This window comes from Streptomyces sp. NPDC048514 (genome assembly GCF_043199955.1).
Taxonomy (GTDB): domain Bacteria; phylum Actinomycetota; class Actinomycetes; order Streptomycetales; family Streptomycetaceae; genus Streptomyces.
The window spans coordinates 142,883-165,608 of sequence record NZ_JBICWT010000002.1 but is presented as its reverse complement, the minus strand read 5'-3'; the positions used below and the strand labels follow the sequence as shown (position 1 = coordinate 165,608).

General features: G+C 74.1%; 22 protein-coding genes. 8 read left to right on the top strand and 14 right to left on the bottom strand.

Annotation, left to right across the window (positions count from 1 at the left end; all coding sequences use genetic code 11):
• Positions 1 to 152: 152 nt before the first annotated feature.
• The 4 genes from ACGFT2_RS03695 to ACGFT2_RS03680 all read right to left on the bottom strand — a co-directional run bounded on the left by ACGFT2_RS03695 (position 153) and on the right by ACGFT2_RS03680 (position 4,273).
• The gene (locus ACGFT2_RS03695) at positions 153 to 620 is read right to left on the bottom strand and encodes a hypothetical protein (RefSeq protein ID WP_393273119.1); all 468 of its coding nucleotides are present in this window, start codon (positions 618 to 620) and stop codon (positions 153 to 155) included.
• A 220-nt stretch (positions 621 to 840) separates the two neighbouring features.
• Positions 841 to 1,839 (bottom strand): pyridoxal-phosphate dependent enzyme, encoded by a 999-nt coding sequence (locus tag ACGFT2_RS03690; RefSeq protein WP_393273118.1) that lies wholly within the window; start codon positions 1,837 to 1,839, stop codon positions 841 to 843.
• 227 nt (positions 1,840 to 2,066) lie between these two features.
• Entirely contained in the window at positions 2,067 to 3,419 is a 1,353-nt protein-coding gene (locus ACGFT2_RS03685; RefSeq protein ID WP_393273116.1) for a VWA domain-containing protein, read from the bottom strand.
• Positions 3,416 to 4,273, bottom strand: coding sequence for an AAA family ATPase (locus ACGFT2_RS03680; protein WP_393273114.1), 858 nt, complete (start codon positions 4,271 to 4,273; stop codon positions 3,416 to 3,418). Before ACGFT2_RS03680 ends, ACGFT2_RS03685 begins: the two co-directional genes overlap by 4 nt.
• A gap of 156 nt (positions 4,274 to 4,429) precedes the next feature.
• On the opposite strand from ACGFT2_RS03680, the gene ACGFT2_RS03675 reads away from it, so the two are divergent.
• From ACGFT2_RS03675 to ACGFT2_RS03660, 4 genes are all read left to right on the top strand, one after another.
• Positions 4,430 to 5,020, top strand: coding sequence for a TetR/AcrR family transcriptional regulator (locus ACGFT2_RS03675; RefSeq protein ID WP_393273113.1), 591 nt, complete (start codon positions 4,430 to 4,432; stop codon positions 5,018 to 5,020).
• A gap of 172 nt (positions 5,021 to 5,192) precedes the next feature.
• Positions 5,193 to 5,873: an ABC transporter permease gene (locus ACGFT2_RS03670; protein ID WP_393273111.1), complete on the top strand. Its 681-nt coding sequence runs from the start codon at positions 5,193 to 5,195 to the stop codon at positions 5,871 to 5,873.
• Positions 5,870 to 6,541, top strand: a complete 672-nt coding sequence (locus ACGFT2_RS03665) for an ABC transporter permease (protein ID WP_393273865.1) — start codon at positions 5,870 to 5,872, stop codon at positions 6,539 to 6,541. Before ACGFT2_RS03670 ends, ACGFT2_RS03665 begins: the two co-directional genes overlap by 4 nt.
• A complete protein-coding gene (locus ACGFT2_RS03660) occupies positions 6,538 to 7,476 on the top strand; it encodes an ABC transporter substrate-binding protein (RefSeq protein ID WP_393273109.1) in 939 nt (312 codons plus the stop codon). The genes ACGFT2_RS03665 and ACGFT2_RS03660 overlap by 4 nt, the downstream gene beginning before the upstream one ends.
• A gap of 53 nt (positions 7,477 to 7,529) precedes the next feature.
• Here the strand turns inward: ACGFT2_RS03660 and ACGFT2_RS03655 are convergent, their stop codons facing one another.
• From ACGFT2_RS03655 to ACGFT2_RS03640, 4 genes are all read right to left on the bottom strand, one after another.
• Positions 7,530 to 8,684: an ABC transporter ATP-binding protein gene (locus tag ACGFT2_RS03655; RefSeq protein ID WP_393273108.1), complete on the bottom strand. Its 1,155-nt coding sequence runs from the start codon at positions 8,682 to 8,684 to the stop codon at positions 7,530 to 7,532.
• Positions 8,685 to 8,754: 70 nt separating this feature from the next.
• Entirely contained in the window at positions 8,755 to 9,396 is a 642-nt protein-coding gene (locus ACGFT2_RS03650) for a lactate utilization protein C (protein ID WP_393273106.1), read from the bottom strand.
• Positions 9,393 to 10,871 carry a LutB/LldF family L-lactate oxidation iron-sulfur protein gene (locus ACGFT2_RS03645; RefSeq protein ID WP_393273104.1) on the bottom strand — a complete coding sequence of 493 codons (1,479 nt, stop codon included), beginning with the start codon at positions 10,869 to 10,871 and terminating at the stop codon, positions 9,393 to 9,395. Before ACGFT2_RS03645 ends, ACGFT2_RS03650 begins: the two co-directional genes overlap by 4 nt.
• Positions 10,868 to 11,623 carry a (Fe-S)-binding protein gene (locus ACGFT2_RS03640; RefSeq protein ID WP_393273102.1) on the bottom strand — a complete coding sequence of 252 codons (756 nt, stop codon included), beginning with the start codon at positions 11,621 to 11,623 and terminating at the stop codon, positions 10,868 to 10,870. The genes ACGFT2_RS03645 and ACGFT2_RS03640 overlap by 4 nt, the downstream gene beginning before the upstream one ends.
• Before the next feature lie 253 nt (positions 11,624 to 11,876).
• Between ACGFT2_RS03640 and ACGFT2_RS03635 the strand changes: the two genes are divergently transcribed.
• Both ACGFT2_RS03635 and ACGFT2_RS03630 read left to right on the top strand, forming a co-directional pair.
• The gene (locus ACGFT2_RS03635; protein ID WP_393273100.1) at positions 11,877 to 13,178 is read left to right on the top strand and encodes an alpha/beta fold hydrolase; all 1,302 of its coding nucleotides are present in this window, start codon (positions 11,877 to 11,879) and stop codon (positions 13,176 to 13,178) included.
• 162 nt (positions 13,179 to 13,340) lie between these two features.
• Complete coding sequence (locus tag ACGFT2_RS03630; protein ID WP_393273098.1) at positions 13,341 to 14,189, top strand: pentapeptide repeat-containing protein; 849 nt, start codon at positions 13,341 to 13,343, stop codon at positions 14,187 to 14,189.
• On the opposite strand, the gene ACGFT2_RS03625 is transcribed toward ACGFT2_RS03630, so the two are convergent.
• Positions 14,151 to 15,788, bottom strand: a complete 1,638-nt coding sequence (locus tag ACGFT2_RS03625; protein ID WP_393273096.1) for a cytochrome P450 — start codon at positions 15,786 to 15,788, stop codon at positions 14,151 to 14,153. The genes ACGFT2_RS03630 and ACGFT2_RS03625 overlap by 39 nt on opposite strands.
• Before the next feature lie 118 nt (positions 15,789 to 15,906).
• On the opposite strand from ACGFT2_RS03625, the gene ACGFT2_RS03620 reads away from it, so the two are divergent.
• Both ACGFT2_RS03620 and ACGFT2_RS03615 read left to right on the top strand, forming a co-directional pair.
• Positions 15,907 to 16,512: a TetR/AcrR family transcriptional regulator gene (locus ACGFT2_RS03620; protein ID WP_393273095.1), complete on the top strand. Its 606-nt coding sequence runs from the start codon at positions 15,907 to 15,909 to the stop codon at positions 16,510 to 16,512.
• 99 nt (positions 16,513 to 16,611) lie between these two features.
• On the top strand, positions 16,612 to 17,337 hold the full coding sequence (locus ACGFT2_RS03615) for a DUF2470 domain-containing protein (protein ID WP_393273093.1): 726 nt from the start codon (positions 16,612 to 16,614) through the stop codon (positions 17,335 to 17,337).
• Here ACGFT2_RS03615 and ACGFT2_RS03610 read toward each other — a convergent pair.
• From ACGFT2_RS03610 to ACGFT2_RS03590, 5 genes are all read right to left on the bottom strand, one after another.
• Positions 17,305 to 18,537 (bottom strand): lactonase family protein, encoded by a 1,233-nt coding sequence (locus ACGFT2_RS03610; protein WP_393273091.1) that lies wholly within the window; start codon positions 18,535 to 18,537, stop codon positions 17,305 to 17,307. The genes ACGFT2_RS03615 and ACGFT2_RS03610 overlap by 33 nt on opposite strands.
• 112 nt (positions 18,538 to 18,649) lie before the next feature.
• Positions 18,650 to 19,702, bottom strand: coding sequence for a hypothetical protein (locus ACGFT2_RS03605; RefSeq protein ID WP_393273089.1), 1,053 nt, complete (start codon positions 19,700 to 19,702; stop codon positions 18,650 to 18,652).
• A gap of 42 nt (positions 19,703 to 19,744) precedes the next feature.
• Positions 19,745 to 20,998 (bottom strand): aromatic acid exporter family protein, encoded by a 1,254-nt coding sequence (locus ACGFT2_RS03600; protein ID WP_393273088.1) that lies wholly within the window; start codon positions 20,996 to 20,998, stop codon positions 19,745 to 19,747.
• Positions 20,999 to 21,299: 301 nt separating this feature from the next.
• The gene (locus ACGFT2_RS03595; RefSeq protein ID WP_393273087.1) at positions 21,300 to 21,794 is read right to left on the bottom strand and encodes an FBP domain-containing protein; all 495 of its coding nucleotides are present in this window, start codon (positions 21,792 to 21,794) and stop codon (positions 21,300 to 21,302) included.
• 199 nt (positions 21,795 to 21,993) lie between these two features.
• The gene (locus ACGFT2_RS03590) at positions 21,994 to 22,674 is read right to left on the bottom strand and encodes a helix-turn-helix transcriptional regulator (protein ID WP_393273086.1); all 681 of its coding nucleotides are present in this window, start codon (positions 22,672 to 22,674) and stop codon (positions 21,994 to 21,996) included.
• Positions 22,675 to 22,726 lie beyond the last annotated feature (52 nt).

The following is a 22,726-nucleotide window of genomic DNA, read 5'->3' as shown; positions in this document are numbered from 1 at the left end:
CCCCACCTCCTCCCGCTGTGCGGGTGTGGTGGGGGGGGGGGGGGCCGGGCGGGCGGCCCCCCCCCCGCGGGGGGGGGGGGCCCCGCGGGGGGGGGGCGCGGGGGCGCCCCCCCCCCCCCCCCCCCCCCCCCCCCCCCCCCCCCGGCCGTGCGTCAGTGGTGCTGCGGAACCGGCGCCGGTGCGGCGTGGCCGTGGTGCGGCACGTGCGCCGGGCCCCGGAGCCCGGACGCGGGGGTGGACGGCACGGGGACGGGGCCAGGGGTGGCCGCGCGGGGAGGTGCCGGAACGGGCGAGGGGGTGCCCGTCGCGGGCACCGGCCCGGGGGCCGTGCCACGCACGGGGGAGGGCACCGGCGACGGCGTGCCGTGGCCGTCCGCGGGGGCCGGCGATGGGGTGGCGTGGTTGTCCGCCGGGGCCGGGGACGGGGTCGCCCGGTCGTTCGCCGGGGCCGGGGCGGGGGCTGCGGTGGTGCCGGAGTGGGCCTGGGAGCGGTGGGCGCCCTGGGCGGCCTGAGCGGTCATGGTGCCGGCGACGGCCAGCGCCGCGCCTACTGCGGAGGCCCCCAGGGCGGTGCGCAGCCTGCGGGCGCGGATCGGGCGGGGGGTGCGGTGTGCGGACATGTGTTCCTTCGGTCGTGAGCGTCGGGCATCAGGTCGGAGTGGAGGCCTCCATCCCGACAGACGTCCGGCCCAGGCCGGGGTTGCGGGTGACGTCCGAGGAATTTCCCGCACGGCTCGCAGGCGCCGCCCGCCGACGCGGTGCCGAGGGGCTCCGCGGTCTGCCTGGGGCCGAGAGGGCACGGTTCGGCGTCGTCGTCACCGAGGGGTACGGCGTACATGGTCACCTACCGTCGTTCTCGGGGTGCCGGCCCGGGAAGGCCACCGCCCCCTCCTCGGCGCGTGCGACGGCGTCCGGGTGGCCGAACAGGCCGGGCAGGCCGCCGGTGTGCAGGAGCACGGTTCTCTCACCCGGCCGGACGTCACCGTCGGCGACGGCCGCGCGGAGTCCGGCCAGGGCCCGGCCCGTGTAGGTCGGGTCCAGGATCAGGCCCTCGGTGCGGGCGGCGAGCCGGAGCGCTTCCGTCACCGGCCCGGTCAGCACCGCGTACCCGCCGCCCACCTGGTCCCGGCGCACCCGCAGCCGGTCCGGCGTGACCTGCTCCGTGGTGAGCGGGCCCGCGAACCGCGCCGCCGCGGCGGCCGGATCGGCCAGCGCGCCCACGTCGACACCGAGCACCGACTCCGGGCCCAGGGCGGCGACCAGCCCGGCCATGGTGCCGCCGGAGCCCAGCGCGACCACGACCGTGCGCAGGTCCGGCACCTGGGCCCGCAGCTCTTCGCCGCATCGCACATAGCCCCGTGCCCCCGGCGCGCTCGACCCGCCGAACGGGATCAGCGCGGGGCGCGCACCGCCCGCGCGCAGCCGCGCGCACACCTCGGCGGCCGCGGCGTCCAGGCCCGCCTGGTCCACGTCGCCGGCCCAGGCCAGCCGGGCCCCCAGCTGCCCGTCGAGGGCGAGGTTCCCGGACCGCGACACACCCGGTGAGCCGCGCAGCACGAGCACCGCGGCCAGGCCCAGCCGGGCGGCCGCGGCGGCCGTCAGCCGGGCGTGGTTGCTCTGCGGGGCGCCGGTGGTGACGAGTGTGTCCGCGCCCTCCGCCAGCGCCGCGCCCACCGTCCACTCCAGCTTGCGGACCTTGTTCCCGCCGCCGCCCAGCCCGGTCAGATCGTCCCGTTTGACCCACAGGTCCTGCGGACCGAGCCCGAGCGCGGCGGCGAGCCGGGGCGCCGGTTCGACGGGGGTGGGAAAGGTGCCGAGCGGTACCGGCGGGTGGCTCATGACGTACGTCCTCGTCTGCGGGCGGCGGTTCGGGGGTGGTGGCCGGTGGCCGGTGAGGGGTGGTGGTCGTGGGTGGGCGGTCGGAAAACGGTGGGTGGTGTCTCTGTTTCCGGGTGCCGGGTGCCGGGTGCCGGGTGCCGGGTGCCGGGTGGACGGGCCGGGCCGGAGGTACACGGGCGACGGCGCCGGGTGGGTGCCCGTGGGCCGGAGCCGTCGGCCACCCCGCGTCAGACCGGCAGCAGCCGTGCGATCAGTGTGCCGAGTTGGCGGGCCGTACGGCACTCGTGCATCTCGACGAGTCCGGCGTAGGAGGGTGCCGCGGAGTCGCCGGTGCCCCACTGGGAGCGCGGCTCGGGGTTCAGCCAGTACACCCGGCGGGCCCGTCCTGCGACAGCGCGTAGGGCGGGCAGGTTCGGGTCGCTCATGTTCGTCCGGGCGTCCCCGAGCACGAACACCGTCGTGCGCGGCCCGACCGCGTCGCCGTACCGCTCGGCGAACTCGCCCAGCGCCACCCCGTAGTCGCTGCTGCCGTGCCAGCCGGTGAGCGTGGCCTCGGCGCGGATGCGGGCGCTGAGCCCGTCGGGATCGGCGCGGCCGTGGTCGAGCAGGCCGGTCACCTCGTCGAGCCGGTTGACGAAGGCGAACACGCGGATCTTGCTGAACTGGTCGTGCAGCGCCTGCACCAGCAGCATCGTGAAGTCGGAGAAGCCCGCCACCGAGCCCGAGACGTCGCACAGCAGCACGAGTTCGGGGCGGGCCGGGCGGCGCCTGCGCAGCACCGGCCGCATCGGCACCCCGCCCGTGGACAGCGAGGAGCGCAGGGTGCGGCGCAGATCGATCGTGCCGCGGGCCGCTCGCCGGCGCCGAGCGGCGAGCCGGGTGGCCAGTTTGCGCGCGAGCGGCTGGACCACCCTGCGCAGTTCGGCCAGTTGGTCCCGGCCCGCGTACAGGAAGTCCACCCGGTCGGCGGTCGGCCGTACGCCCCGGCGGGCGATCTCCTCCCGGCCGCGCCGCTCGGCGACCCGGCGCCGCGCCTCCGCCCCGACCATCCGCCGGAACTCCTCGATCCGGCCGCGGATCTCGTCGTCCAGCAACCGGTCCGCGAACCCGGCGCCGTTCCCGTCCCGGCCCCGGACGTCGGCCCGCACCCGGGCCAGCAGGGTCTGCGGGCGCAGCCGGTCGAGGGTCTGGTACGCCGACCAGCCGTCGGAGCCGGGCGTGTTCCCGTACCCGCCGAGGCCTTCGACGGCCTCCGCCGCCAGTCGGGCCAGCAACGTGCGGTCGTCGGCCGCCAGCGCCTCGGCCAGCCGGTCGCGCAGGGCCTCGCGGTCCGCGGGACCACCGTCCGGACCGCCGACCCCGCTCGGGAAGTACAGGTCGAAGACCGGGTCGAACACCACCCGTTGGCCGGGGCCGTGCAGCAGCGTCGCGGCCAGCCCCTCGCGCAGCAGCTCCCGGTCGGCGAACCCGAGCGCCTCCACCGCGTGGGCCGCGTCCACACTCTCCCCGGTGCCGATGCGCACCCCGTGCGCGCGCAGCGCCCCGACCAGGCCGGTGATCCGCCCGGCGACGTCGGTCACAGTGCGTCCAGGTCGAGCTTCGCGGCCGCCTTCTGGATGTCGTCCTGATGCTTGAGGATCACCCCGAGGCTGTCCCGTACGACCGTCTCGTCCAGCGTGTCGGCGCCCAGCGCCAGCAGGGTGCGCGCCCAGTCGACGGTCTCGGCGACGGACGGCGCCTTGCGCAGGTCCATCGCGCGCAGTGCCCCCACGACCCGCACCACCGACTCGGTCAGCGCCTCGCCGAGGCCGGGCACCTTCAGCCGCACGATCCGCCGCTCCAGCTCCTCCTCCGGGAAGCCGATGTGCAGGAACAGACAGCGGCGGCGCAGCGCCTCGGACAGCTCACGGCCGGCGTTGGAGGTGAGGACGACGAAGGGGCGCCGGGTCGCGGTGACGGTGCCCAGCTCCGGGACGGTGATCTGGAAGTCGCTGAGCACCTCCAGCAGCAGGCCCTCCATCTCGACATCGGCCTTGTCGGTCTCGTCGATCAGCAGCACGGTCGGCTCGTCGCCGCGGATGGCGGTGAGCAGCGGGCGGGGGAGCAGGAACTCCTCGCTGAAGATGTCGGTGCGGGTCTCGTCCCAGCTCTCGTCGCGGCCCGCGGTGATCCGCAGCAGCTGCTTGGCGTGGTTCCACTCGTACAGGGCCCGGGACTCGTCCACGCCCTCGTAGCACTGGAGCCGGACCAGCCGGGCTCCGGACACCTGGGCGACGGCTTTGGCCAGCTCGGTCTTACCCACCCCGGCGGGGCCCTCCACCAGCAGCGGCTTGCCCAGCCGGGCGGCGAGGAAGACGGTCGTGGCGACGGCGGGCGAGGCGATGTAGCCGGTCTCGGCGAGCCGGGCGGAGACATCGTCGACGGACGTGAACAACGGGGCCTCCGGCGGGATCGGGGAGCAGTGCCTTCCAGGCAGCTATCTAAGCGCTTGTTCAGTCCCCGTGTCACGTGGGTCCGGACGAGGCGGCGGGGCTCCTGTGTGCATACACCGATCGGTTTCCTTTTGCCTGTGGCGCGGTAACCTCGGGCTATGGCCTCCACACCCAAGGCGTCACCCCGTGACCGGCTGCTCGACGCGACCGCGCGGCTCTCCTACCGTGACGGGGTCTCCGTCGGCATCGAGGCGCTCTGCCGGGAGGCGGGGGTCTCCAAGCGAACGATGTACCAGCTCTTTCCGGGCAAGGACGAGATGCTCGCCGCGAGCCTGGAGCGGCGGGTCCCGGGGTACGAGGCCCGGCTCGCCCACCCCGATCCGGAGGCCGCCACCCCGCGCGAGCGGATCCTGTACGTCTTCGCACAGCTGGAGAGGAACTCCGCGGACGCCGGCTTCCACGGCTGCCCCTATCTGGCCGCGCTGGTGGAACTGAAGGACCCCGGGCACCCGGCGAACGCGGTCGCCCGATCGGTGAAGACAGGCCTGACGGACGCCTTTCGCACCGAGGCGGAGCGGGGCGGCGCCCGCGACCCCGAGCTGCTCGCCCGGCAGCTCCTGCTCGTCTTCGACGGCGCCAGCGCCCGGGCCGGCGCCGGGGTCGAACGCCTGGACGACGGACTCGCCACGGCCACGGTGACCACCCTGCTGGACGCGGCCGGCGTGGAGGAGCACCACCGGCCGGCGTGAAGGAGCACCACCGGCCGGCGTGATGCAGCACCACCGGCCGGCGTGATGCAGCACCTCCGGCCCCTGTGACGCAGCACCCCCGGTCTGAGCGAAGCAGCACCCCCGCACCCTCGAGCCCCCGTACGGGCCACCACAACGCGCCGCCCCGTCGTCCGCCCGGTGCAATGGACCCGTGACCGCGCCCCCGGACGACTGCCTCGCGCGCAACGAGTGGATCTGCGGCGCCTACCTCAGCTCCCGTCAGCAGATCCTGCTCGACGCGATGGTCCAGCACGTCCGGCTGACCGCGCTCTCGGTCCTCGTCGGCCTGGCCATCGCCCTCCCCCTCGCGGTGCTCGCGCGCCGCTGGGGCTGGGCGGCCGGCCCGGTCCTCGCCGCGACGACGATCCTGTACACCATCCCGTCCCTGGCGATGTTCTCCCTGCTCCTGCCCCTCTACGGCCTCTCGGCGACCCTCGTCGTCGCCGGGCTGGTCCTGTACTCGCTCACCCTGCTCGTCCGGAACATCCTCGCCGGCCTGCGCGCCGTCCCGGAGGAGACCCGGCAGGCCGCGCGCGGCCTCGGCTACGGCCCCGTCCGCCTCCTGCTCGCCGTCGAACTGCCCCTCGCCCTGCCCGCCGCCATGGCCGGACTGCGCATCGCCACCGTCTCGGCGGTCTCCCTGGTCACGGTCGGGGCGATCGTCGGATTCGGCGGCCTCGGGAACCTCATCTACGCGGGCATGAACACCTACTTCAAGGCCCAGGTGCTGACCGCGTCCGTGCTGTGCGTCCTGATCGCGATCGCCGCCGACCTGCTCCTGCTGGGAGTGCAGTGGCTGATCACTCCCTGGACGAGGGCGAGCCGGGCGTGAACACCCTCACCGCCACCTGGGACTGGCTCACCGACCCCGCGCACTGGTCGGGTGACGACGGCGTCCGGCACCGGCTCCTGCAGCATCTCCTGCTCACCGTGGTCTGCCTGCTGATCAGCTGCCTGATCGCGCTGCCCGTCGCCCTGGTCCTCGGCCATCTCGGCAAGGGCGGCGCACTCGCGGTCAACATCTCCAACGTCGGCCGCGCCGTTCCCACCTTCGCCGTCCTGGTCCTGCTGCTCCTCACCCCGGTCGGGAGGTGGGGCGAGGGCCCCACGGTCGTCGCCCTGGTGCTGTTCGCCGTGCCGCCGCTGCTCACCAACGCCTACGTCGGCATGCGCGAGGTCGACCGCAGCACCGTGCAGGCGGCCCGGGGCATGGGGATGACCGGGCGCCAGACGCTGTTCCGCGTTGAGCTGCCCCTCGCGCTCCCGATGGTCATGAACGGGGTGCGGATCGCCGCCGTGCAGCTCGTCGCCACCGCCACCATCGCCGCGCTCGCGGGCGGCGGCGGCCTCGGCCGGATCATCACGGCGGGCTTCAACCTCGCCAGTACACCCCAGGTCGTCGCCGGCGCACTCCTCGTCGCGGTGTTCGCGCTCTGCGTCGAGGCTCTCTTCGAAGTCGCCGAACGGCTGGCACCGGGGTGGGCCAGGGGCGGCCGGTGAACGCCCGGAGCGCCCTGGCGGCCGTCGCCCTCGCCACCCTCGCGGCCTGCTCCGGCGGCCCCTCCCTGGAGAACCGCGGCCAGGTCACCGCACCGCCCGGGGACAGCCGCCACCTGACCATCGGCTCGGCCGGCTTCACCGAGAGCGATCTGCTCGCCCAGATGTACGCCCAGCTGCTCGACCGGGCCGGCTACAGGACGTCCATGCTCACGGTCGCCAACCGGGAGCTGTACGAACCGGCGCTGGAGTCCGGCCAGATCGACGTCGTGTCCGAGTACGCGGCCACCTTCGCCGACTGGCTCAACGCCAAGGCCCACGGCGCCGACGCGAAACCGGTCGGCTCGCCCGACCTCGACGCCACGATGAAGGCCCTGCGCGCGCTCGCCACCCCCCGCGGCCTGACCGTCCTCCCGCCGGGCCGGGCCGTCGACCAGAACGCGTTCGCCGTGAGCGCGGCGTACGCCCGGCAGCACCACCTGAAGACCCTCAGCGACCTGGGCGCCTCGAAACTGCCGGTACGGCTCGCGGCCGGCGACGAGTGCGTACAACGCCCGTACTGCGAGCCGGGCCTGAAGAAGGTGTACGGCATCGACATCACCGGGGTCGACCCCAAGGGCGTCGGCACCACACAGGCCAAGCGGGCCGTGCAGGACGGCCGGGACCAGCTGGTGCTGACCACCACCACCGACGCAACGCTCGACCAGTTCGGACTGGTCCTGCTCGCCGACGACAGGCATCTGCAGAACGCCGACTACGTGGTCCCGGTCGTCAACCGGTCCCGCGCGGGCGGTGCCGGCATCGTGAAGGCGCTCGGCAGGCTCAACGACGTCCTCACCACCCGCGACCTCGCCGACCTCGACCGGCAGGTCGACAGCTGGCGCCGGCTCCCCGCCGACGTGGCCCACACGTATCTGAAGGACAAGGGCCTGCTGTAACGGCCGGAATCCGAAGGCCGAGGGCCTGCTGCGACAGCCGGAAGCAGGTCGTGTCAGGCGTCCGACACCGAGTCGAAGGGCACCTGACCGCGTGCCACGCCGCGCGCGTCCGCGTCCACCGAGCGGCGCAGCGCCTCGTGCAGCTTCGCCGGGGTCAGCACGCCGAGGAAACGCGCCCCGTCCAGCACCGCGACCCACCCGGCGTCGTACTGGAGCATCACCCCGAAGGCCTGCTTCAGCGGCGTGCCCACCGGCACCCAGGCGGTCATCCGGTGGGCGAGGTCGCCGACGGTGCCGCCCGGCGTCAGCTCGTCGATGCCCACCCAGCCGTGCAGGTCCCCGTCAGCGTCCAGGACGACCGCCCAGCGGGAGCCCTCCGACCGCAGCCGCTCGCGCGCCCGTTCGGCGGATTCGTCCGGCCGGGCCACGGGGGGCTGCTCCAGGTCGTCCGGCTCGATCGCGGTGACCGACAGCCGCTTCAGCCCCCGGTCGGCGCCCACGAATCCGGCGACGTACGGGGTCGCGGGCGCCCCGAGCACCGTGCCGGGCGTGTCGAACTGCTCGATACGGCCCTCGCCGTAGACGGCGATGCGATCGCCGAGCCGGACGGCCTCCTCGATGTCGTGGGTGACCAGCAGCACCGTCTTGCGCACAGCGGCCTGCATCCGCAGGAACTCGTCCTGCAACTGCTCGCGCACCACCGGGTCGACCGCGCCGAACGGCTCGTCCATCAGCAGCACCGGCGGGTCCGCCGCCAGCGCCCGCGCCACGCCGACCCGCTGCCGCTGCCCGCCGGAGAGCTGCTCCGGATAGCGCGACCCGTACGTCCCGGGGTCGAGTCCCACCAGGTCGAGCAGTTCCGCCGCGCGGTCCCGGGCCCTGGCCCGCTTCCAGCCGAGCAGCGACGGCACGGTCGCGGTGTTGTCCAGGACGGTGCGGTGCGGAAAGAGACCGACCTGCTGGATCACGTAGCCGATGCGGCGGCGCAGCCGCACCGGATCGACGTCCGCGATGTCCTCGTCGCCGACGAAGATCCGGCCCGAGGTCGGCTCGATGAGCCGGTTCACCATCATCATGGTCGTCGTCTTGCCGCACCCGGACGGCCCGACGAGGGTGACCAGCTCGCCCTCGGTCACCTCGAAGGAGAGGTCGTCCACGGCCGTCGTACCGTCCGGATACCGCTTGGTGACCTGCTCGAACCGGATCATTCCCTCACGCTACGGCCGGCCGCACCGGCCGTCACCCGGCCTTGGCCCGACCGGCGGACCAGCGGAGCCGTCAGCCGAGCAGGACCACTTCCAGCCTGCGCGGGCCGTGCACGCCCTCCACCCGGTCCAGCTCGATGTCGCTGGTGGCCGACGGGCCGGAGATCCAGGTCGACGGGCGGGCCGGGTCGAGACGTTCGAGCGCCTGCGGGACGGAGGCGACGACCTGGTCCGGCACCCGCACGACACAGATGTGGTGGTCCGGGACGAGCGAGATGCGGCGCCGGCCCTGGTCGGGGGAGCCGTCCAGGATGAGGGTCCCGGTCTCGGCGATCGCCAGGGCGCACCCCGTGACCACGCTGTCCACCCGGTCCAGCCGCTGCGGCGGGTCGGCCGCCCGGTCGTGGATGCGCACGGCGCCGGCCGCGGACAGCCACTCCGGCGGCAGTCCGGGCGGCACCAGCACCTCCTGGGAGCCGTGCTCGGCCAGCAGCCGCGTCAGGAGCCCGGACACCTCCCGCGCGGCGCAGCGGTGGACGATCGCGCGGTAGTCCGCCAGGTTCTCCGCCAGCAGTTCCACCGTCCGCTCGGTCGTCCGCTCCCCGTGCGCGCGCAGATAGTCCCGCTCCACGGCCTCCTCGTAGGGCGGGTCGTCCGGGGGGACGTCGGCGAGCGCCCGCCGCACCCGGCCCAGGATCCGGTCCCTGCTGCTCATCGGGCACCCTCCTGTCCGCCGCGCGTGCGCTGCCACCAGTCCCGGAAGGGTTCCGCCGGTACGGCCGGAAGGTCCCGGGTGCCGCTCCACGCCCTGCCCGGGCCCGGCAGGGTACGGGGGTGCAGCCGCCGGGTGCGGGACGCCAGGCGCTGGCCGGTGCGCAGGGCTCCGGGGTGACCGAAGGCCCAGCGTGCGGCCCGCATGGCGGCCCGCTCGGCCGCGTGCCCCCGGGCGGGCTTCAGGACGACCCTGTTGCCCTCGCGCACCGCGGGGCCGCCCTCGACCACCCGCTCCCGCAGGTGCACCAGCACCTCCGGGATGTCGATGGCGACGGGACACACCTCGTAGCAGGCCCCGCACAGGGACGAGGCGTACGGCAGGGAGGCGTCGATCTCGCTGGCGGTGCCCCGGAGCTGGGGGCTGAGGATGGCGCCGATCGGGCCGGGGTAGACCGAGCCGTAGGCGTGTCCGCCGGCGCGCTCGTAGACCGGGCAGACGTTCAGGCAGGCCGAGCAGCGGATGCAGCGCAGGGCCTGTCGGCCGACCTCGTCGGCGAGCGTGTCGGTGCGGCCGTTGTCGAGGAGCACCAGGTGGAAGGCCCGCGGGCCGTCGCCGTCCGTGGTGCCCGTCCACATGCTCGTGTACGGGTTCATCCGCTCGGCGGTGGAGGAGCGGGGCAGGGTCTGCAGGAAGACCTCAAGGTCCCGCCAGGTGGGCACCACCTTCTCGATGCCGACCACGGAGATCAGCGTCTCCGGCAGGGTCAGGCACATCCGGCCGTTTCCCTCGGACTCCACGACGACGAGTGTGCCGGTCTCGGCGACCATGAAGTTGGCGCCGGAGACGCCGACCTTCGCGCGCAGGAACTTCTCCCGCAGATGCAGCCGGGCCGCCTCGGCGAGATCGGCGGGGTCGTCGGTCAGTGCCTCGGGGGCCGGGCGCCCCCACTCGCCCATCTCGCTCGCGAAGATGTCCCGGATCTCACCGCGGTTGCGGTGGATGGCGGGGACGAGGATGTGCGAGGGCCGGTCCTTGCCCAACTGCACGATCAGCTCGGCGAGATCGGTCTCGTAGGCGCGGATGCCCTCGGTCTCGAGCGCCTCGTTGAGCCCGATCTCCTGCGTGGCCATCGACTTGACCTTGACCACCTCGCGCTCGCCGGTCTCCCCGACCAGGCGCGCCACGATCCGGTTGGCCTCGTCGGCGTCGGCCGCCCAGTGGACCGTACCGCCCGCCGCGGTGACCGCGCCCTCCAACTGCACCAGGTAGCGGTCCAGATGCCGCAGGGTGTGGTCCTTGATCCGGCGGCCCGCCTCCCGCAGCTCCGCCCAGTCGGACAACTCGCCCACCGCCACGGCGCGTTTGGCCCGGATGGTGTGCGTGGCGTGCCGCAGATTGCCGCGCAGCGTGGGGTCGTGCACGGCCGCACGAGCCGCCTCCGGGAAGGCTGGCATGCCGACGAACGTCGCGCTCATTCCGCCGGTTCCTCCTCCGTGCTCGCCAGGATCTCCGCGATGTGCACCGGTCGCATGCCCGTCCGCAGCCGGCTCATCGTGCCGCCGATGTGCATCAGGCAGGAACTGTCGGCCGCGCACAGCACCTCGGCGCCCGTCGACTCGGCGTTGCGCACCTTGTCCGCGCCCATCGCCGCCGACACCTCGGCGTTCTTCAGCGCGAACGTGCCGCCGAACCCGCAGCACTCCTCGGCGTCCGGCAGCTCGACCAGCTCCAGCCCCTTCACCGCCGCCAGCAGCCGCCGGGGCCGGTCACCGAGCCCGAGGGAGCGCAGCCCGTGGCAGGTGGGGTGGTAGGTGACGGTGTGCGGGTACCAGGCGCCGACGTCCGTCACACCCAGCACGTCGACCAGGAACTCGGTGAGTTCGTACGTCTTGGGCGCCACCGGCGCCAAGGTGGCCGCGAGCGAGTCTCCGCGTCCCTCGGCGCGCGCCCGTTCGCCCATCCGCGGATACAGCTCCCGCACCATCGCCCCGCAGGAGCCGGACGGGGTCACGATCGCCTCGTACGCGCCGAAGACGTCGGAGAAATGCCGGGCGAGCGGCTCCGCCTCGTGCCGGTAACCGGTGTTGTAGTGGGCCTGCCCGCAGCAGGTCTGGCCCATCGGGAAGTCGACCTCCACACCCAGCCTGGTCAGCAGTTTCACCACGGCACGGCCGGTGTCCGGATAGAGCGTGTCGTTGACACAGGTCAGGAACAGGGCGACACGCATCGCGGCTCCTCGCTGTCGGTCGTCGGACGAGTGCAGGGTAGTGGGCGAAGCCGCCACCCGCGGTCCGCGCCGCCTTCTCCCTTCCCCGCCTCCCCTCATTCTCCCGCCTCTCCCGGCGCCGCTGGTGCGCCGCTCGAGCCTGGCCGCCCGCTGACTCGAAGTTCAGTAACAATGCATGATCCCGGGGGTCGGCCCGCGCATGGTCATGTGCTGAACTGGAACGCGTCCATCCCCATCCGTCCCGGGAGCCCCGTTGAGCCTCAGCTACCGCCAGCCCGGTGTCGTCCTCACCGACCGCCGCTTCACCGTGCCCCTGGACCACGCCGACCCGGGAGGCGAGACGATCGAGCTGTACGCACGCGAGGCGGTCGCGAGCGACAAGGCGGGACAGGATCTGCCCTGGCTGCTGTACCTGCAGGGCGGCCCCGGCTTCGGGGCGAATCGTTTCGTCGGACGGCAGGCCTGGCTCGCCCGGGCCCTGCAGGACCATCGCGTCCTCCTGCTGGACCAGCGCGGCACCGGCAGTTCCACGCCCGCCACCCGCCAGACGCTTCCGCTGCGCGGCGGCCCCGCCGAGCAGGCCGACTACCTCACCCGCTTCCGCGCCGACTCCATCGTCCGGGACTGCGAGGCCATCCGTCCGCAGGTCACCGGCGGCGCCCCGTGGACCGTGCTCGGGCAGAGCTTCGGCGGCTTCTGCACGGTGTCGTACCTCTCCCTCGCCCCCGAGGGCCTGCACACCGCCGTGATCACCGGTGGCCTGCCCTCCCTGAACGCCCACGCCGACGACGTCTACCGCTCCGCCTACCCGCGCGTCGAGCGCAAGGTCGGCGCGCACTACGCCCGCTATCCGCAGGACGTCGAACGGGCCCGCCGGATCGCCGACCACCTCCTCACCCACGACGTGGTCCTGCCGAACGGCTACCGGTTCACGGTCGAGGCCTTCCAGTCCCTCGGCCTGATGCTCGGCACCAGCGACGGCAGCCACCGCCTGCACCACCTGCTGGAGGACGCCTTCGTGCGCACCCCCGGCGGCCTCGACCTCTCCGACGCCTTCCAGGAACAGGCGCAGTCCCTGCTGTCGTACGCCTCGAACCCCCTCTACGCGCTCGTCCACGAGACGATCTACGGCCAGGACGCCCGCCCCACCGCCTGGGCCGCCGAACGCGTACGCGCCGAATTCCCGCAGTTCGACGCGGCGAAGGCGCTCGCGGGCGACACCCCGGTGCTCTTCACCGGCGAGACCGTCCACCCCTGGATGTTCGACGCCGACCCCGCCCTGCGCCCGCTGCGCGAGACGGCCGCCCTGCTCGCCGCCCGCACCGACTGGCGTCCGCTGTACGACCCCGCCCGGCTGGCCGTCAACGAGGTCCCGGTCGCCGCCGCCATCTACCACGACGACATGTACGTCGACACCGCCCACGCGCTGGAGACCGCGCGCGCCATTCGCGGCCTGCGCACCTGGGTCACCGACGAGTACGAGCACGACGGCCTGCGGACGGGCGCGCCCCGGGTACTGGACCGGCTGCTGGCCCTCGCCCGCGACGAGGCCTGAGACACGGCGCCGGGCGACGGCTCCGGCCCGGTCGTGAGGGGTCCGGCTCCGCGGCGGTCCGGGGTGGACGGCCTGGCCGGGCGGCGGCCGGTCGTGAGCGGTCCGGCTCCGCGGCGGCCGGTGGTGGACAGGGCGGCTTCGCAGGTCAGTAGGCTGGACTCCATGCCGGACCAGATAGTCGAACCCTCCGATCTGCGCGGTGACTGCGCCCAGTGCTTCGGGCTGTGCTGTGTCGCGCTGCCCTTCGCCCGCTCCACCGACTTCGCGCTCGACAAGCCCGCCGGCACACCGTGCCCGAACCTCGGGCGCGACCACCGCTGCGGCATCCACGCGGACCTGCGCGACAAGGGCTTCGCCGGCTGCACGGTCTACGACTGCTTCGGCGCCGGTCAGAAGGTCTCGTGGGTCACCTTCGGCGGGCAGGACTGGCGTACCGCGTCGAAGGAGGACGCGCGCCGGATGTTCGACGTGTTCCCGGTCGTCCGGCAGCTGCAGGAACTGCTGTGGTACCTGACGGAGGCCCTGAGCCTGCCCGCCGCCCGTCCGGTCCACGCCGATCTGCGGCGGGCGCTGGAGCGAACCGAACAGCTCACCAGGCAGACCCCCGAGGAACTGGCCGCGCTGGACGTGGCCGCGCACCGGCAGGAGGTCAACGTGCATCTGCTGCGCACCAGCGACCTGGTCCGGGCCGCTGCCGGCGGCAAGGGGAAGGGCAAGGGCAAGGGCAAGGACCGCCGGGGCGCGGACCTCGCCGGCGCCCGGCTGAGGGGTGCCGACCTGCGCGGGGCGAGCCTGCGCGGCGCCTGCCTCATCGCCGCCGACCTCACCGGAGCCGACCTGCGCGGTGCCGACCTGATCGGTGCCGACCTGCGGGACACGGACCTGACCGGCGCGGACCTCACCGGCGCCTTCTTCCTGACCCAGCCGCAGCTCGCAGCGGCCCGGGGGAGCGCCGGCACCCGGCTGCCCGGGTCAGTCACCCGTCCCGCGCACTGGACAGCCGCCGGCTGACCGGCCGGCGTCGCGCGGCACCGGGACCGACGCGGTCCCGCCGTCGGCCGGGCAGCGAGCCGCAGCCCGCGCCCCCTCCCGCGGCACCGGCACGTCTCCGGCGTCCGGCGCGGGTCCGGCGTCCGTCACGGGTCCGGCGTCCGCCGGTGGTTCGGCGGCTCGCGCGGGGCGCGGTTCCAGCCGCAGCCGCAGTCCGTGCGGCATCAGGGTCAGGCGTTCGGTGACGGTCAGCCGGTAGCCGGGGACCAGGCTCAGGTCGTAGCGGCGCAGCAGCAGGCCGAGGACCAGGGTCGCCTCGTGGATCGCGAACTGCCGGCCGATGCAGGCCCGCGCCCCGGTGCCGAACGGCTTGAAGGTGTGGGCCGGCCGGGCCCGTACGGCTCCCGTGTCGAACCGGTCGGGGTCGAACCGCTCGGCGTCCTCTCCCCACACCTCGGGGTCGCGGTGCAGCATGGGCGTCAGCACCAGCGCCCACGCGCCCCGTCGCATCGGATGCCGCCCGGCGAGCACCGTGTCCTGCCGGGCCTCCCGGGCGAAGGCCGGCGCGGTCGGCCACAGCCGCAGCGACTCGTCGAGCACGCGGCGGACGTAGCGCAGCTTGGCGACCCGGTCGTAACCGGGCTGCGGGGTGTCGCCCCAGACCCGGTCCACCTCGGCGCGGGCCCGGGCGGCGACCTCCGGGTGCCGTGCCAGGTAGTACAGGGCGAAGGAGAGCGCGCCCGAGGTCGTCTCGTGGCCCGCGACCAGGAACGTGATCACCTGCTTGCGGACGTTCTCCGCGGACAGCCGCTCACCCGTTCGCGGGTGCGCCGTCTCCAGCATGCGGTCCAGCAGGTCGCCGTCGCCACCGGACCGGCGCCGGGCCGCCACCAGGTCGTCGACCGTCCGGTCGAGGTGGGCCATGTCGGCCGCGTTGCGCCGGGCGGCGGCGCGCAGCAGCAGCGGGGCCAGCGGCCCGGGCACGCTGTTCAGCCGCTGGGCGTACGTGAGGGTGCCGACCATCGCCGTGACGAAGGGGTGCGGCCGCTCCCGCTCGAAGGAGCCGAAGTCGTGCCCGAACCCGGTGCGCGCGATCGTCTCCAGGGTCAGCTTGGTCATGTCGCCGGGCACGTCCACGGTGTGCCCGGCCGCGGCCCGGCGGTCCCAGTGGTCGGTGAGCCGGCCGGCGACCGCCAGCATCATCGCGTGGTAGCCCTCCATGGCCTCCCGGCCGAACCCGGGCGCCAGCACGTCGTGCGCCAGCTGCCAGTTCGGCTCGTGGTTGTAGGCGGTGAACAGGCCGTCACCGGCGACGGGCCGCAGATTGGCCACCCCGAGCCCGACGTGCTTGGCGAACCGGGACTCGTCCGCGAGGTCCGCGACGAGCGGCGCCCCCCACACGAACACGAACTCCTTGCCGAACGCCCGGCGCCGGAAGACCGGTCCCAGCTCGCGCCCGAAGCGCATGGTGTCCTGCAACGGGCGGCGCCGGTCGGCGCCGAGCACGTCGCCGAGCAGGGGCAGCCTGCGCGGCGGGTGCGGGATGCGGTGCAGTTCGGGCCAGCCCCGCTCCGCGCTCCGGAAACCCCTCGGCAACCCGGTCTGTGCCGCCTCCGCCATGACGACCTCCCTGGAGCCGGCGGACCGTTGGACCTGTGGAACGCACGTGTTGTACGTGAGTTCAATAAGGGCTCCAGTGTCGTCCCGCTGCTGAACCGGCGTCAAGTAAAGTGTCGCCATGCCCGCTAACCAGGGGGAACGCGCCCGGCGCAGGCTCAGCACCGAGGAGCGCCGTGAGCAGCTGCTGTCGGTCGGCGCGAGGCTGTTCTCCGAGAGCCCCTACGACGAGGTGCGGATCGAGCAGGTCGCCGGGATAGCCGGGGTCTCCCGCGGGCTGCTGTACCACTACTTCCCGAACAAGCGGGACTTCTTCGCCGCGGTCGTGGAGCGGGAGAGCGAGCGGATGCTGCGCATGACCGCGGCCGTGCCCGGGGTGCCGGTCCGCGAGCAGCTCACCGCCGGTCTCGACACCTACCTCGGCTATGTGCGGGCCCACGCCCACGGCTTCCGCGCCTTCCACCGTGCCGACGCGGCCGGCGACCGTGCCGTACACCGCGTCTACCAGCGGGCGCTGGCCGCCCAGGAGCGGCAGATCCTGGCGGCCCTCGCGGCCGACCCCGAGTTCGGGCCCGCCTTCGGCGGCGATCCGCGGGTGCGTCTGGCCGTCCGGGGCTGGCTCGCCTTCACCACGGCCGTGTGCCTGGAGTGGCTGCGCGACGGCGAGTCGACCCTGGAGCAGGTGCGGGACCTGTGTGCCCGTGCGCTGCTGGGTGTCATCACCTGATCCTCGGCCGCACACGCCCTCGACGAGTGGCGCACGCCTGGTTGGCGCACGCTCCGATCTTCGCTAAGTTAGGCAAGGCTTACCTTAGGAGGTCTCGGGATGGGTGACATGCAGGACTGGACGGCCGCACCCGGCGCGGCGGAACGGGCGCGATCGGTACTGGCCGCCGCGTGGTCGTGCGCGGTCACCGCGGACGGCGTACGCGAGGAGTACGTCGGCGCGCACACCGTGACCGGCGACGGCGAGGTGCGGCTGTCGGTGCCCGACCACAGCACCCTGTTCACGGCGGCCGTCCGCGCACCGCGCCAGGAGCCCTCCGCCGTGCTGGAGTTCGCCGACGTGGCACCCGTGCCGGTGCGGGGCCGCATCCGTGCCCGGGTCTGGATCGCGGGCTGGTTCGCCCCGTCCGGCGGCACCCTGCTCCTCAGGCCCACCCGGGTCGTGCTGCGGCAGCCCTCCGGGGCCGTGGTCGTCGACCTCGCCGAGTTCGCCGCCGCCCTTCCGGACCCGCTCGCCGGTGCCGAGTCCCAGCTGCTCACCCATCTCGCCGCCGCCCACCCGGACGCCGTCGAGCGGCTCACCCGCCTGGTGCGGCCGGAGAGCCTGCACGCCGCGACCCGGGTGGTGCCCCTCGCCGTCGACCGGCACGGACTCACGCTGCGCATCGAGCGCGGCCGCGCCCACGGCGACGTGCGGCTGCCGTTCCACGCCCCGGCCGACGACGTCGGCCAGCTCACCGAGCGCATGCACGTCCTGCTGGCGCAGGCGGGCGCCGCCGCCTGCCCCCGCGCGCTACAGCGGCAGCGCGCAGACGGCGACGGGTGAGGCGAACGGCTCACCGGCCGAGCGCAGTTCTCCGCTGCCGGTGTCCACGTGGAAGACGCCGACCGTCCCGGAGCGCTGGTTCGCCGTGAACAGGAGGCGGCCGTCGGGCGAGAAGGCGATCTGGCGGGGGAAGTCCCCGCCGGCCGGCACCGTCCCGAGCAGCCGCAGCCGGGCCCCGCCGGCCTCGACCGCGTACCGCGCGAGGCTGTTGTGACCCCGGTTGGCCAGGAAGGCGTACGCGCCGTTCGCCGTCACCAGGATCTGCGCCGGATAGTTGGTGCCGCCGGCCGAGCCCGTCGGCTGCGGCTCCCCGACCCGTACGCGGCCGGTCCCCGGGTCGTAGGCGCAGACGGCGACGGTGTCGTCCACCTCGTTGGCCAGGTACGCGTACCGGCCGCCCGGGTGGAAGGTCAGATGGCGCGGCCCCGCGCCCGGCCGGGTGCGGGCCCGGGCCACCTCCGTGAGCCTGCCCGCGCCTTCGTCGAGCCGGTAGGTGTACACCGTGTCGGTGCCGAGGTCCACGGCGAGGACATGACCGCCGTCCGGGGCGGTGACGATCTGGTGGGCGTGCGGCCCCTGCTGCCCCGGGCCGGGCGGCGGCGAGGAGTGCGTGACCAGATCGGTGCGCTCGCCGAGGGCGCCCGAGGCGCCGATCGGATGCACCGCGACACTGCCCGAGCCGTAGTCTGCGCTGAGCAGCCAGCGCCCGCCGGGATGCACCGACAGATGACAGGGGCCCGCGCCGCCCGTGCTCCGGGTGCCCAGCACCCGCCGGTCCGCGAGACGCACCGCCGTCACGCCGCCGGCCTGCCGCTCGTCCACCGCGTACAGCGTCCGGCCGTCGGGGTGCACGGCGAGGTAGGACGGATCCGGGACCCCGGTGATCGTTCCCGAACCGGTGATCCGGCCCGTCGCCGGGTCGTACGCGGCCAGGCCGATGCCGGTGCCGCCGCCGTCCACCGAGGTGTAGGTGCCCACGTACAGCGGGCGGGGCCCGGACGCCTTCCGGGGCGGTGCGGCGGACCGGGGCTCGCTCCGCACGGGCGGGGGTTCCGCCGACGGGGAGGCCAGGGACGGCACCGCCACGACCGCCGCCGTGCCCGCCACGGCCCCGGCGAACCGGCGTCTGGTCCAGCCGCGCCCGCTCTCCCGGTCCCGCCGCGAGGACCCGCCTGCCGCCGCCCCTGCCTCCGTGTCCATGCCACACCTCAGGTCGTCGGTTGCCCCGGTCGTGACGGCCACCTTGGCCCGCCGGCCCCGGCAAGGGCAAGCCGGGCAACGACCGTTGCACCCGGTGCAACCGTCGGGCGCCCTACCACTCCCCGTCCTCGACCGGCCGGCCCGGCGCGTCCTTCAGCGGGGCCACCTGCCCGTCGGCCGGCGCCTGCCAGGGGTCCAGGTCGTCCCCGAGCCAGTCACCGGCCGGCCGGACGGCCTGCAGGGTGTCCGTGGGAGCGAGATCCTCGGCGTCCGTGTCGTAGTAGTCGTACCAAGGCAGTCCCGCCCGGGTGTAGGCCGCACGGTCCACGGGGGAGGGCGGGGGCGCCTCGCCGGTGATCCGCCGCCACTGCGGCGGCGTGACCAGGTGGACGAACACCCGGCCGGAGGGCTGCGCGGACCAGTCCCCGAGCGGCCGGTCGTCCCGGTAGACCTCCTGCCGCATCGAGCCGCCGACGCCCAGGCCCATGGCCGCGGCGGGCCGCCCGGCCGCGGCCCCCGGGGCCCGGGGGGCCGGCGGCGGGACGGCACCGGGGGCGGAGGCCGTCATCGGCATCGCCGCACCGTATCCGCCGACGGTCCCGGCGGCCCGGACCGCCCGCTCCCGCTCCTGGCGCCGCCACTCGGTCAGCGCGTCCTCCCGCAGCGGGAACGACTGCAGCTGGACGCCGCCCCACACCTCCTCGCCGGTGACCTGTCCCTCCACGGTCGCGCCCAGCCCGAGCGGCACGGCGACGAACTGGCGGACCGTGCCCTTGCCGGAGTTGATGCCGTCCAGCCAGGGCTGGCGGGGCAGCACCACGTAGTTCTGCGGGCGCCGGGAGAGCCGGTCGCTCCACGGCTCGCCGGACACCGCGCACACCTTGCCCACCCCGACCTGGAGCGCGGCCGGTTCCGTCGTGCCACCGAAGCTCAGCCACATCGCCTCGCGGAGATACACCGGGAGCAGCACGCCACCGCGCGCCCGCCACTCCCCGGGGACCGTGTCGGCGTAGTCGGCGACCCGCCGGACCGGGAACTCGCCCAGCCCGGGCGGCAGCGGATGGGTGCCCTTCTCGGGCAGCCGCAGCGTGCGGACGAACCGCACCGCCACCCCGCCCGGCAGCCGCACCGTGTTTCCGTCGATCCGAACAGCCGCGCCGGTCATCCGGCCCCCCTCGCACCCGGTGCCGACCCGCCCGGCACTTCTTCAGCGTGAACGCTCGCTGACCCCCGTACGGTTCCGCCACAGCTCTTCCTGGACGCCGATGCGCTCGCGCAGCCAGGTCATCCGCGGCAGCTTCGCCCGCTGCTCCCGGGACACCCGGTCCAGCTCCTCCAGCAGGCGCCGGGTGCGGTGCTCGGTGTTCAGCTCGTCGATGATCCGGGTCGTCTCGGTCAGCACCGCGCCCATCAGCTGCCAGTTCGCCCAGTCCTTGCCGATCTCCTCGCGCAGCAGCTCGGCCAGCCGGTCGCGGGTACCGGCCGCGGTGTGCAGCTCGGCCGTGAGCCGGGCCTCGGCCGATTCCGCGTTCTCGCTCAGATCGGTGGTCACCAGGACGGCGAAGCTGACCACCGCGTCGGCGATCTCGGACAGCAGTTGCGCCACGGTCGCCCCCACCTGGGACGGGAACAGTTCCTCGGATCCGCGGGCCTTCGCCAGGTCCGTGAACGAGCGGGCCAGCACCCGGAGGACCACCGTGCAGATCTCCAGTGTGTCCAGGCCGGTGCGCAGCACCACGCGGTGCAGCAGCCCCTCCTTGACCCGTGGATTGAGCCGCAGGCTGTCCTCCGCCTGCCGCAGCGCCGCGTCCACCTGGACGATGTCGTGGTCCAGCCGGCGCGCCTCGTGCAGCCGCTCGGCCGCCTGCTGCCAGGGGATGCGGCTCGCGGCCTCCTCACCCATCCGCAGCATCAACTGCCGTACCCGGCGTGCCAGGTCCTCGATCGACCGGCCCGCCGCGTCCACCCACACCGGGGGCGGAAGCAGCAGGTTGCAGGCGGTTCCGACGACCGCGCCGATCAGCGTCTCCACGATCCTCGCCCACGCGGTGAACCCGACGGTGGTCACCCCGAGCACCAGCATCGCGCTGATCGCCACCTCGGCCACGTACTCGTCGACCCGCACCAGATGCCCCACGGCCAGCGCCGCCACGATGAGCAGCGCGAGGCTCCACCAGGTCAGGCCGACCAGCACGCTGAAGGCGATGGCGACCAGCACGCCGGCCACCACCGCGTTCACCCGGCGGATGCCGTTGGTGAGCGTGGCGAAGAAGGTCACCTGGACGACCAGCAGGGCGGTCAGGGGCGCGGTGAGCGGGGCCGGCTCGGGGCTCAGCCGGAGCGCGATGACGTAGGCGATCGTCGCGGCCGTGGCGGAGCGCAGCGTCTGGACGACCACCGGCTCCCGGCGGCGCCCCACCAGACGCCGCAGCCCCGCGGTCCACTTTCGTAGGTCGAGCATCCCTTGGCCTGTTCCCGCTCATGGGGTGCGTCGAACGTGGCGGATTGCAGGCCGTTTCTGTTCGTAAGTGTTCGCGTGCGGACGGAGTGGATGTGGTTACGCCGTCTGGAGCAGGGAATTCACCGCGATGTGCTGGACCGGCTGCGCACGCGAGAACCGGCCACCTTCGCGAAGTCGCCGCACCGCTCCGTCGGCCACCAGCGACGGCGCCGTGACCGGCGGTCGACCGCCGGTGCGAACCGGTCGACGGGGTGTGTACGCGTGAGGTGCGCCCGCGTTGCGGAGACTCACCGGGCGGTGCTCAGGCGTACAGCTTGTCGAGGAACGCGGACAGATTGCCCCGTGCGCGGGTGATCTGGTCGTCGAGGGTCAGGCTCTCCTCGATCCGGGCGCCGGATTCCGGGGCCTTCCTGCCGCGCAGATACAGCGAACACGCCAGGTCGGTGCACATGTACAGCCCGACCGAGTTGCCCTCGCGGCCGGCCGCTCCCGCCTTCCGCGCGGTCATCAGTGACACCCCGCCGCCGGCATGGGTGGTGAGGCACACCGAGCACATGCTGCGGTGCAGGAAGCCGCGCTGCGCGGCCGGGAAGCGCAGGGTGACACCGATGAGTTCGCCCTCCCGTTCGGTGACCAGGTAGCTGCGGTCGGGGGCCCCGGGATCGCGCCAGCCGAGGAAGTCCAGGTCGTCCCACGGTCGCTCGGCGAGATCGCGCGGGACCGGCAGCCGCTTGGCCTCGCCCTTGGAACAGTTGACGAACGAGTTACGGATGTCCTGCTCGGTGAGCGATTTCACGGGGGTCCCTCCGGATCCGGATGCGTAACCTAGAGGTCCTAGGTTCTGGGCTAGCTTAATTAGCCAGATGAGGGTGGGCCAATGGTTTTCGCCGTGCCGGCCGGCTGCCTTTTGATCGCCCTCTTCCAGGTACGCGTCACCCGCACCGGGCAGCGACTCGCGGGAGCCGTGCGCTCATGCCCAACCCCGGTACGGCGTCTCAGCCCGCTCCCCGCACGCTCGCCTCCGGCGGCCACACCCCGGGGGCGAGGACGCCCGACGCGTAGGCGCGGGCGACGAGTTCGGTACGGTTGGCCGCGCCCCAGCGGGTCGACAGGCGGCGCAGGTGGTAGTTCACGCCGTCCACGGTGAGCCCCAGCTCCCGGGCGGCCCTGGTCGTGGTGGCGCCTCCGGCCAGCAGGGCCAGCACCCGCCCCTCCACGGGCGTGACCGGCGCCGGGCCGGGCTCCGGGGGCTCGGTGCGCTCGCCCAGCACCCGAAGCATCACGAGCAGCGCGGGCGTCTGCGCCACGGTGTCGCTGACCGGATCCGCCGTCAGTTCGCCGTACCGCTCGGCTCCGCCGGGTGCCCGCCAGCGCACCGACACCTGGTAGCGGGAACGGCGGCGCAGCCGCAGTGCCTCGGCGATCCGCTCCACCTGCGTGGCCTCCTGCGGGCGGAACAGCTCCAGCACGCTCTCGCCCCGCAGCCGCCCCGGCGTCGTAGCGGCCTCCGCCGCCATCGCGGGATTGGCCAGCACCACAAGGCCGTGCACATCGCACACCGCGACGGGCACCGACACCCGGTCGAACAGGGTCATCGCACGGTTGCGCCAGAGCACGGCTTCCTCCCGCCCCTTGTCCACGCGCACCTCCCGAGACCGCCGGGTCGTCCCCCTCATCCAAGACGAACACCCAGGTCAGCGACAACTCCACAACCGCGGACAAGGGGGT

What these genes read in the sequence shown, in the direction of transcription:
- ACGFT2_RS03695 (WP_393273119.1), bottom strand. Translation starts at nt 620, where the DNA reads ATGTCCGCACACCGCACCCCCCGCCCGATCCGCGCCCGCAGGCTGCGC.
- ACGFT2_RS03690 (WP_393273118.1), bottom strand. Translation starts at nt 1,839, where the DNA reads ATGAGCCACCCGCCGGTACCGCTCGGCACCTTTCCCACCCCCGTCGAA.
- ACGFT2_RS03675 (WP_393273113.1), top strand. Translation starts at nt 4,430, where the DNA reads ATGGCCTCCACACCCAAGGCGTCACCCCGTGACCGGCTGCTCGACGCG.
- ACGFT2_RS03655 (WP_393273108.1), bottom strand. Translation starts at nt 8,684, where the DNA reads ATGATCCGGTTCGAGCAGGTCACCAAGCGGTATCCGGACGGTACGACG.
- ACGFT2_RS03650 (WP_393273106.1), bottom strand. Translation starts at nt 9,396, where the DNA reads ATGAGCAGCAGGGACCGGATCCTGGGCCGGGTGCGGCGGGCGCTCGCC.
- ACGFT2_RS03645 (WP_393273104.1), bottom strand. Translation starts at nt 10,871, where the DNA reads ATGAGCGCGACGTTCGTCGGCATGCCAGCCTTCCCGGAGGCGGCTCGT.
- ACGFT2_RS03640 (WP_393273102.1), bottom strand. Translation starts at nt 11,623, where the DNA reads ATGCGTGTCGCCCTGTTCCTGACCTGTGTCAACGACACGCTCTATCCG.
- ACGFT2_RS03630 (WP_393273098.1), top strand. Translation starts at nt 13,341, where the DNA reads ATGCCGGACCAGATAGTCGAACCCTCCGATCTGCGCGGTGACTGCGCC.
- ACGFT2_RS03625 (WP_393273096.1), bottom strand. Translation starts at nt 15,788, where the DNA reads ATGGCGGAGGCGGCACAGACCGGGTTGCCGAGGGGTTTCCGGAGCGCG.
- ACGFT2_RS03620 (WP_393273095.1), top strand. Translation starts at nt 15,907, where the DNA reads ATGCCCGCTAACCAGGGGGAACGCGCCCGGCGCAGGCTCAGCACCGAG.
- ACGFT2_RS03615 (WP_393273093.1), top strand. Translation starts at nt 16,612, where the DNA reads ATGGGTGACATGCAGGACTGGACGGCCGCACCCGGCGCGGCGGAACGG.
- ACGFT2_RS03610 (WP_393273091.1), bottom strand. Translation starts at nt 18,537, where the DNA reads ATGGACACGGAGGCAGGGGCGGCGGCAGGCGGGTCCTCGCGGCGGGAC.
- ACGFT2_RS03605 (WP_393273089.1), bottom strand. Translation starts at nt 19,702, where the DNA reads ATGACCGGCGCGGCTGTTCGGATCGACGGAAACACGGTGCGGCTGCCG.
- ACGFT2_RS03600 (WP_393273088.1), bottom strand. Translation starts at nt 20,998, where the DNA reads ATGCTCGACCTACGAAAGTGGACCGCGGGGCTGCGGCGTCTGGTGGGG.
- ACGFT2_RS03590 (WP_393273086.1), bottom strand. Translation starts at nt 22,674, where the DNA reads ATGAGGGGGACGACCCGGCGGTCTCGGGAGGTGCGCGTGGACAAGGGG.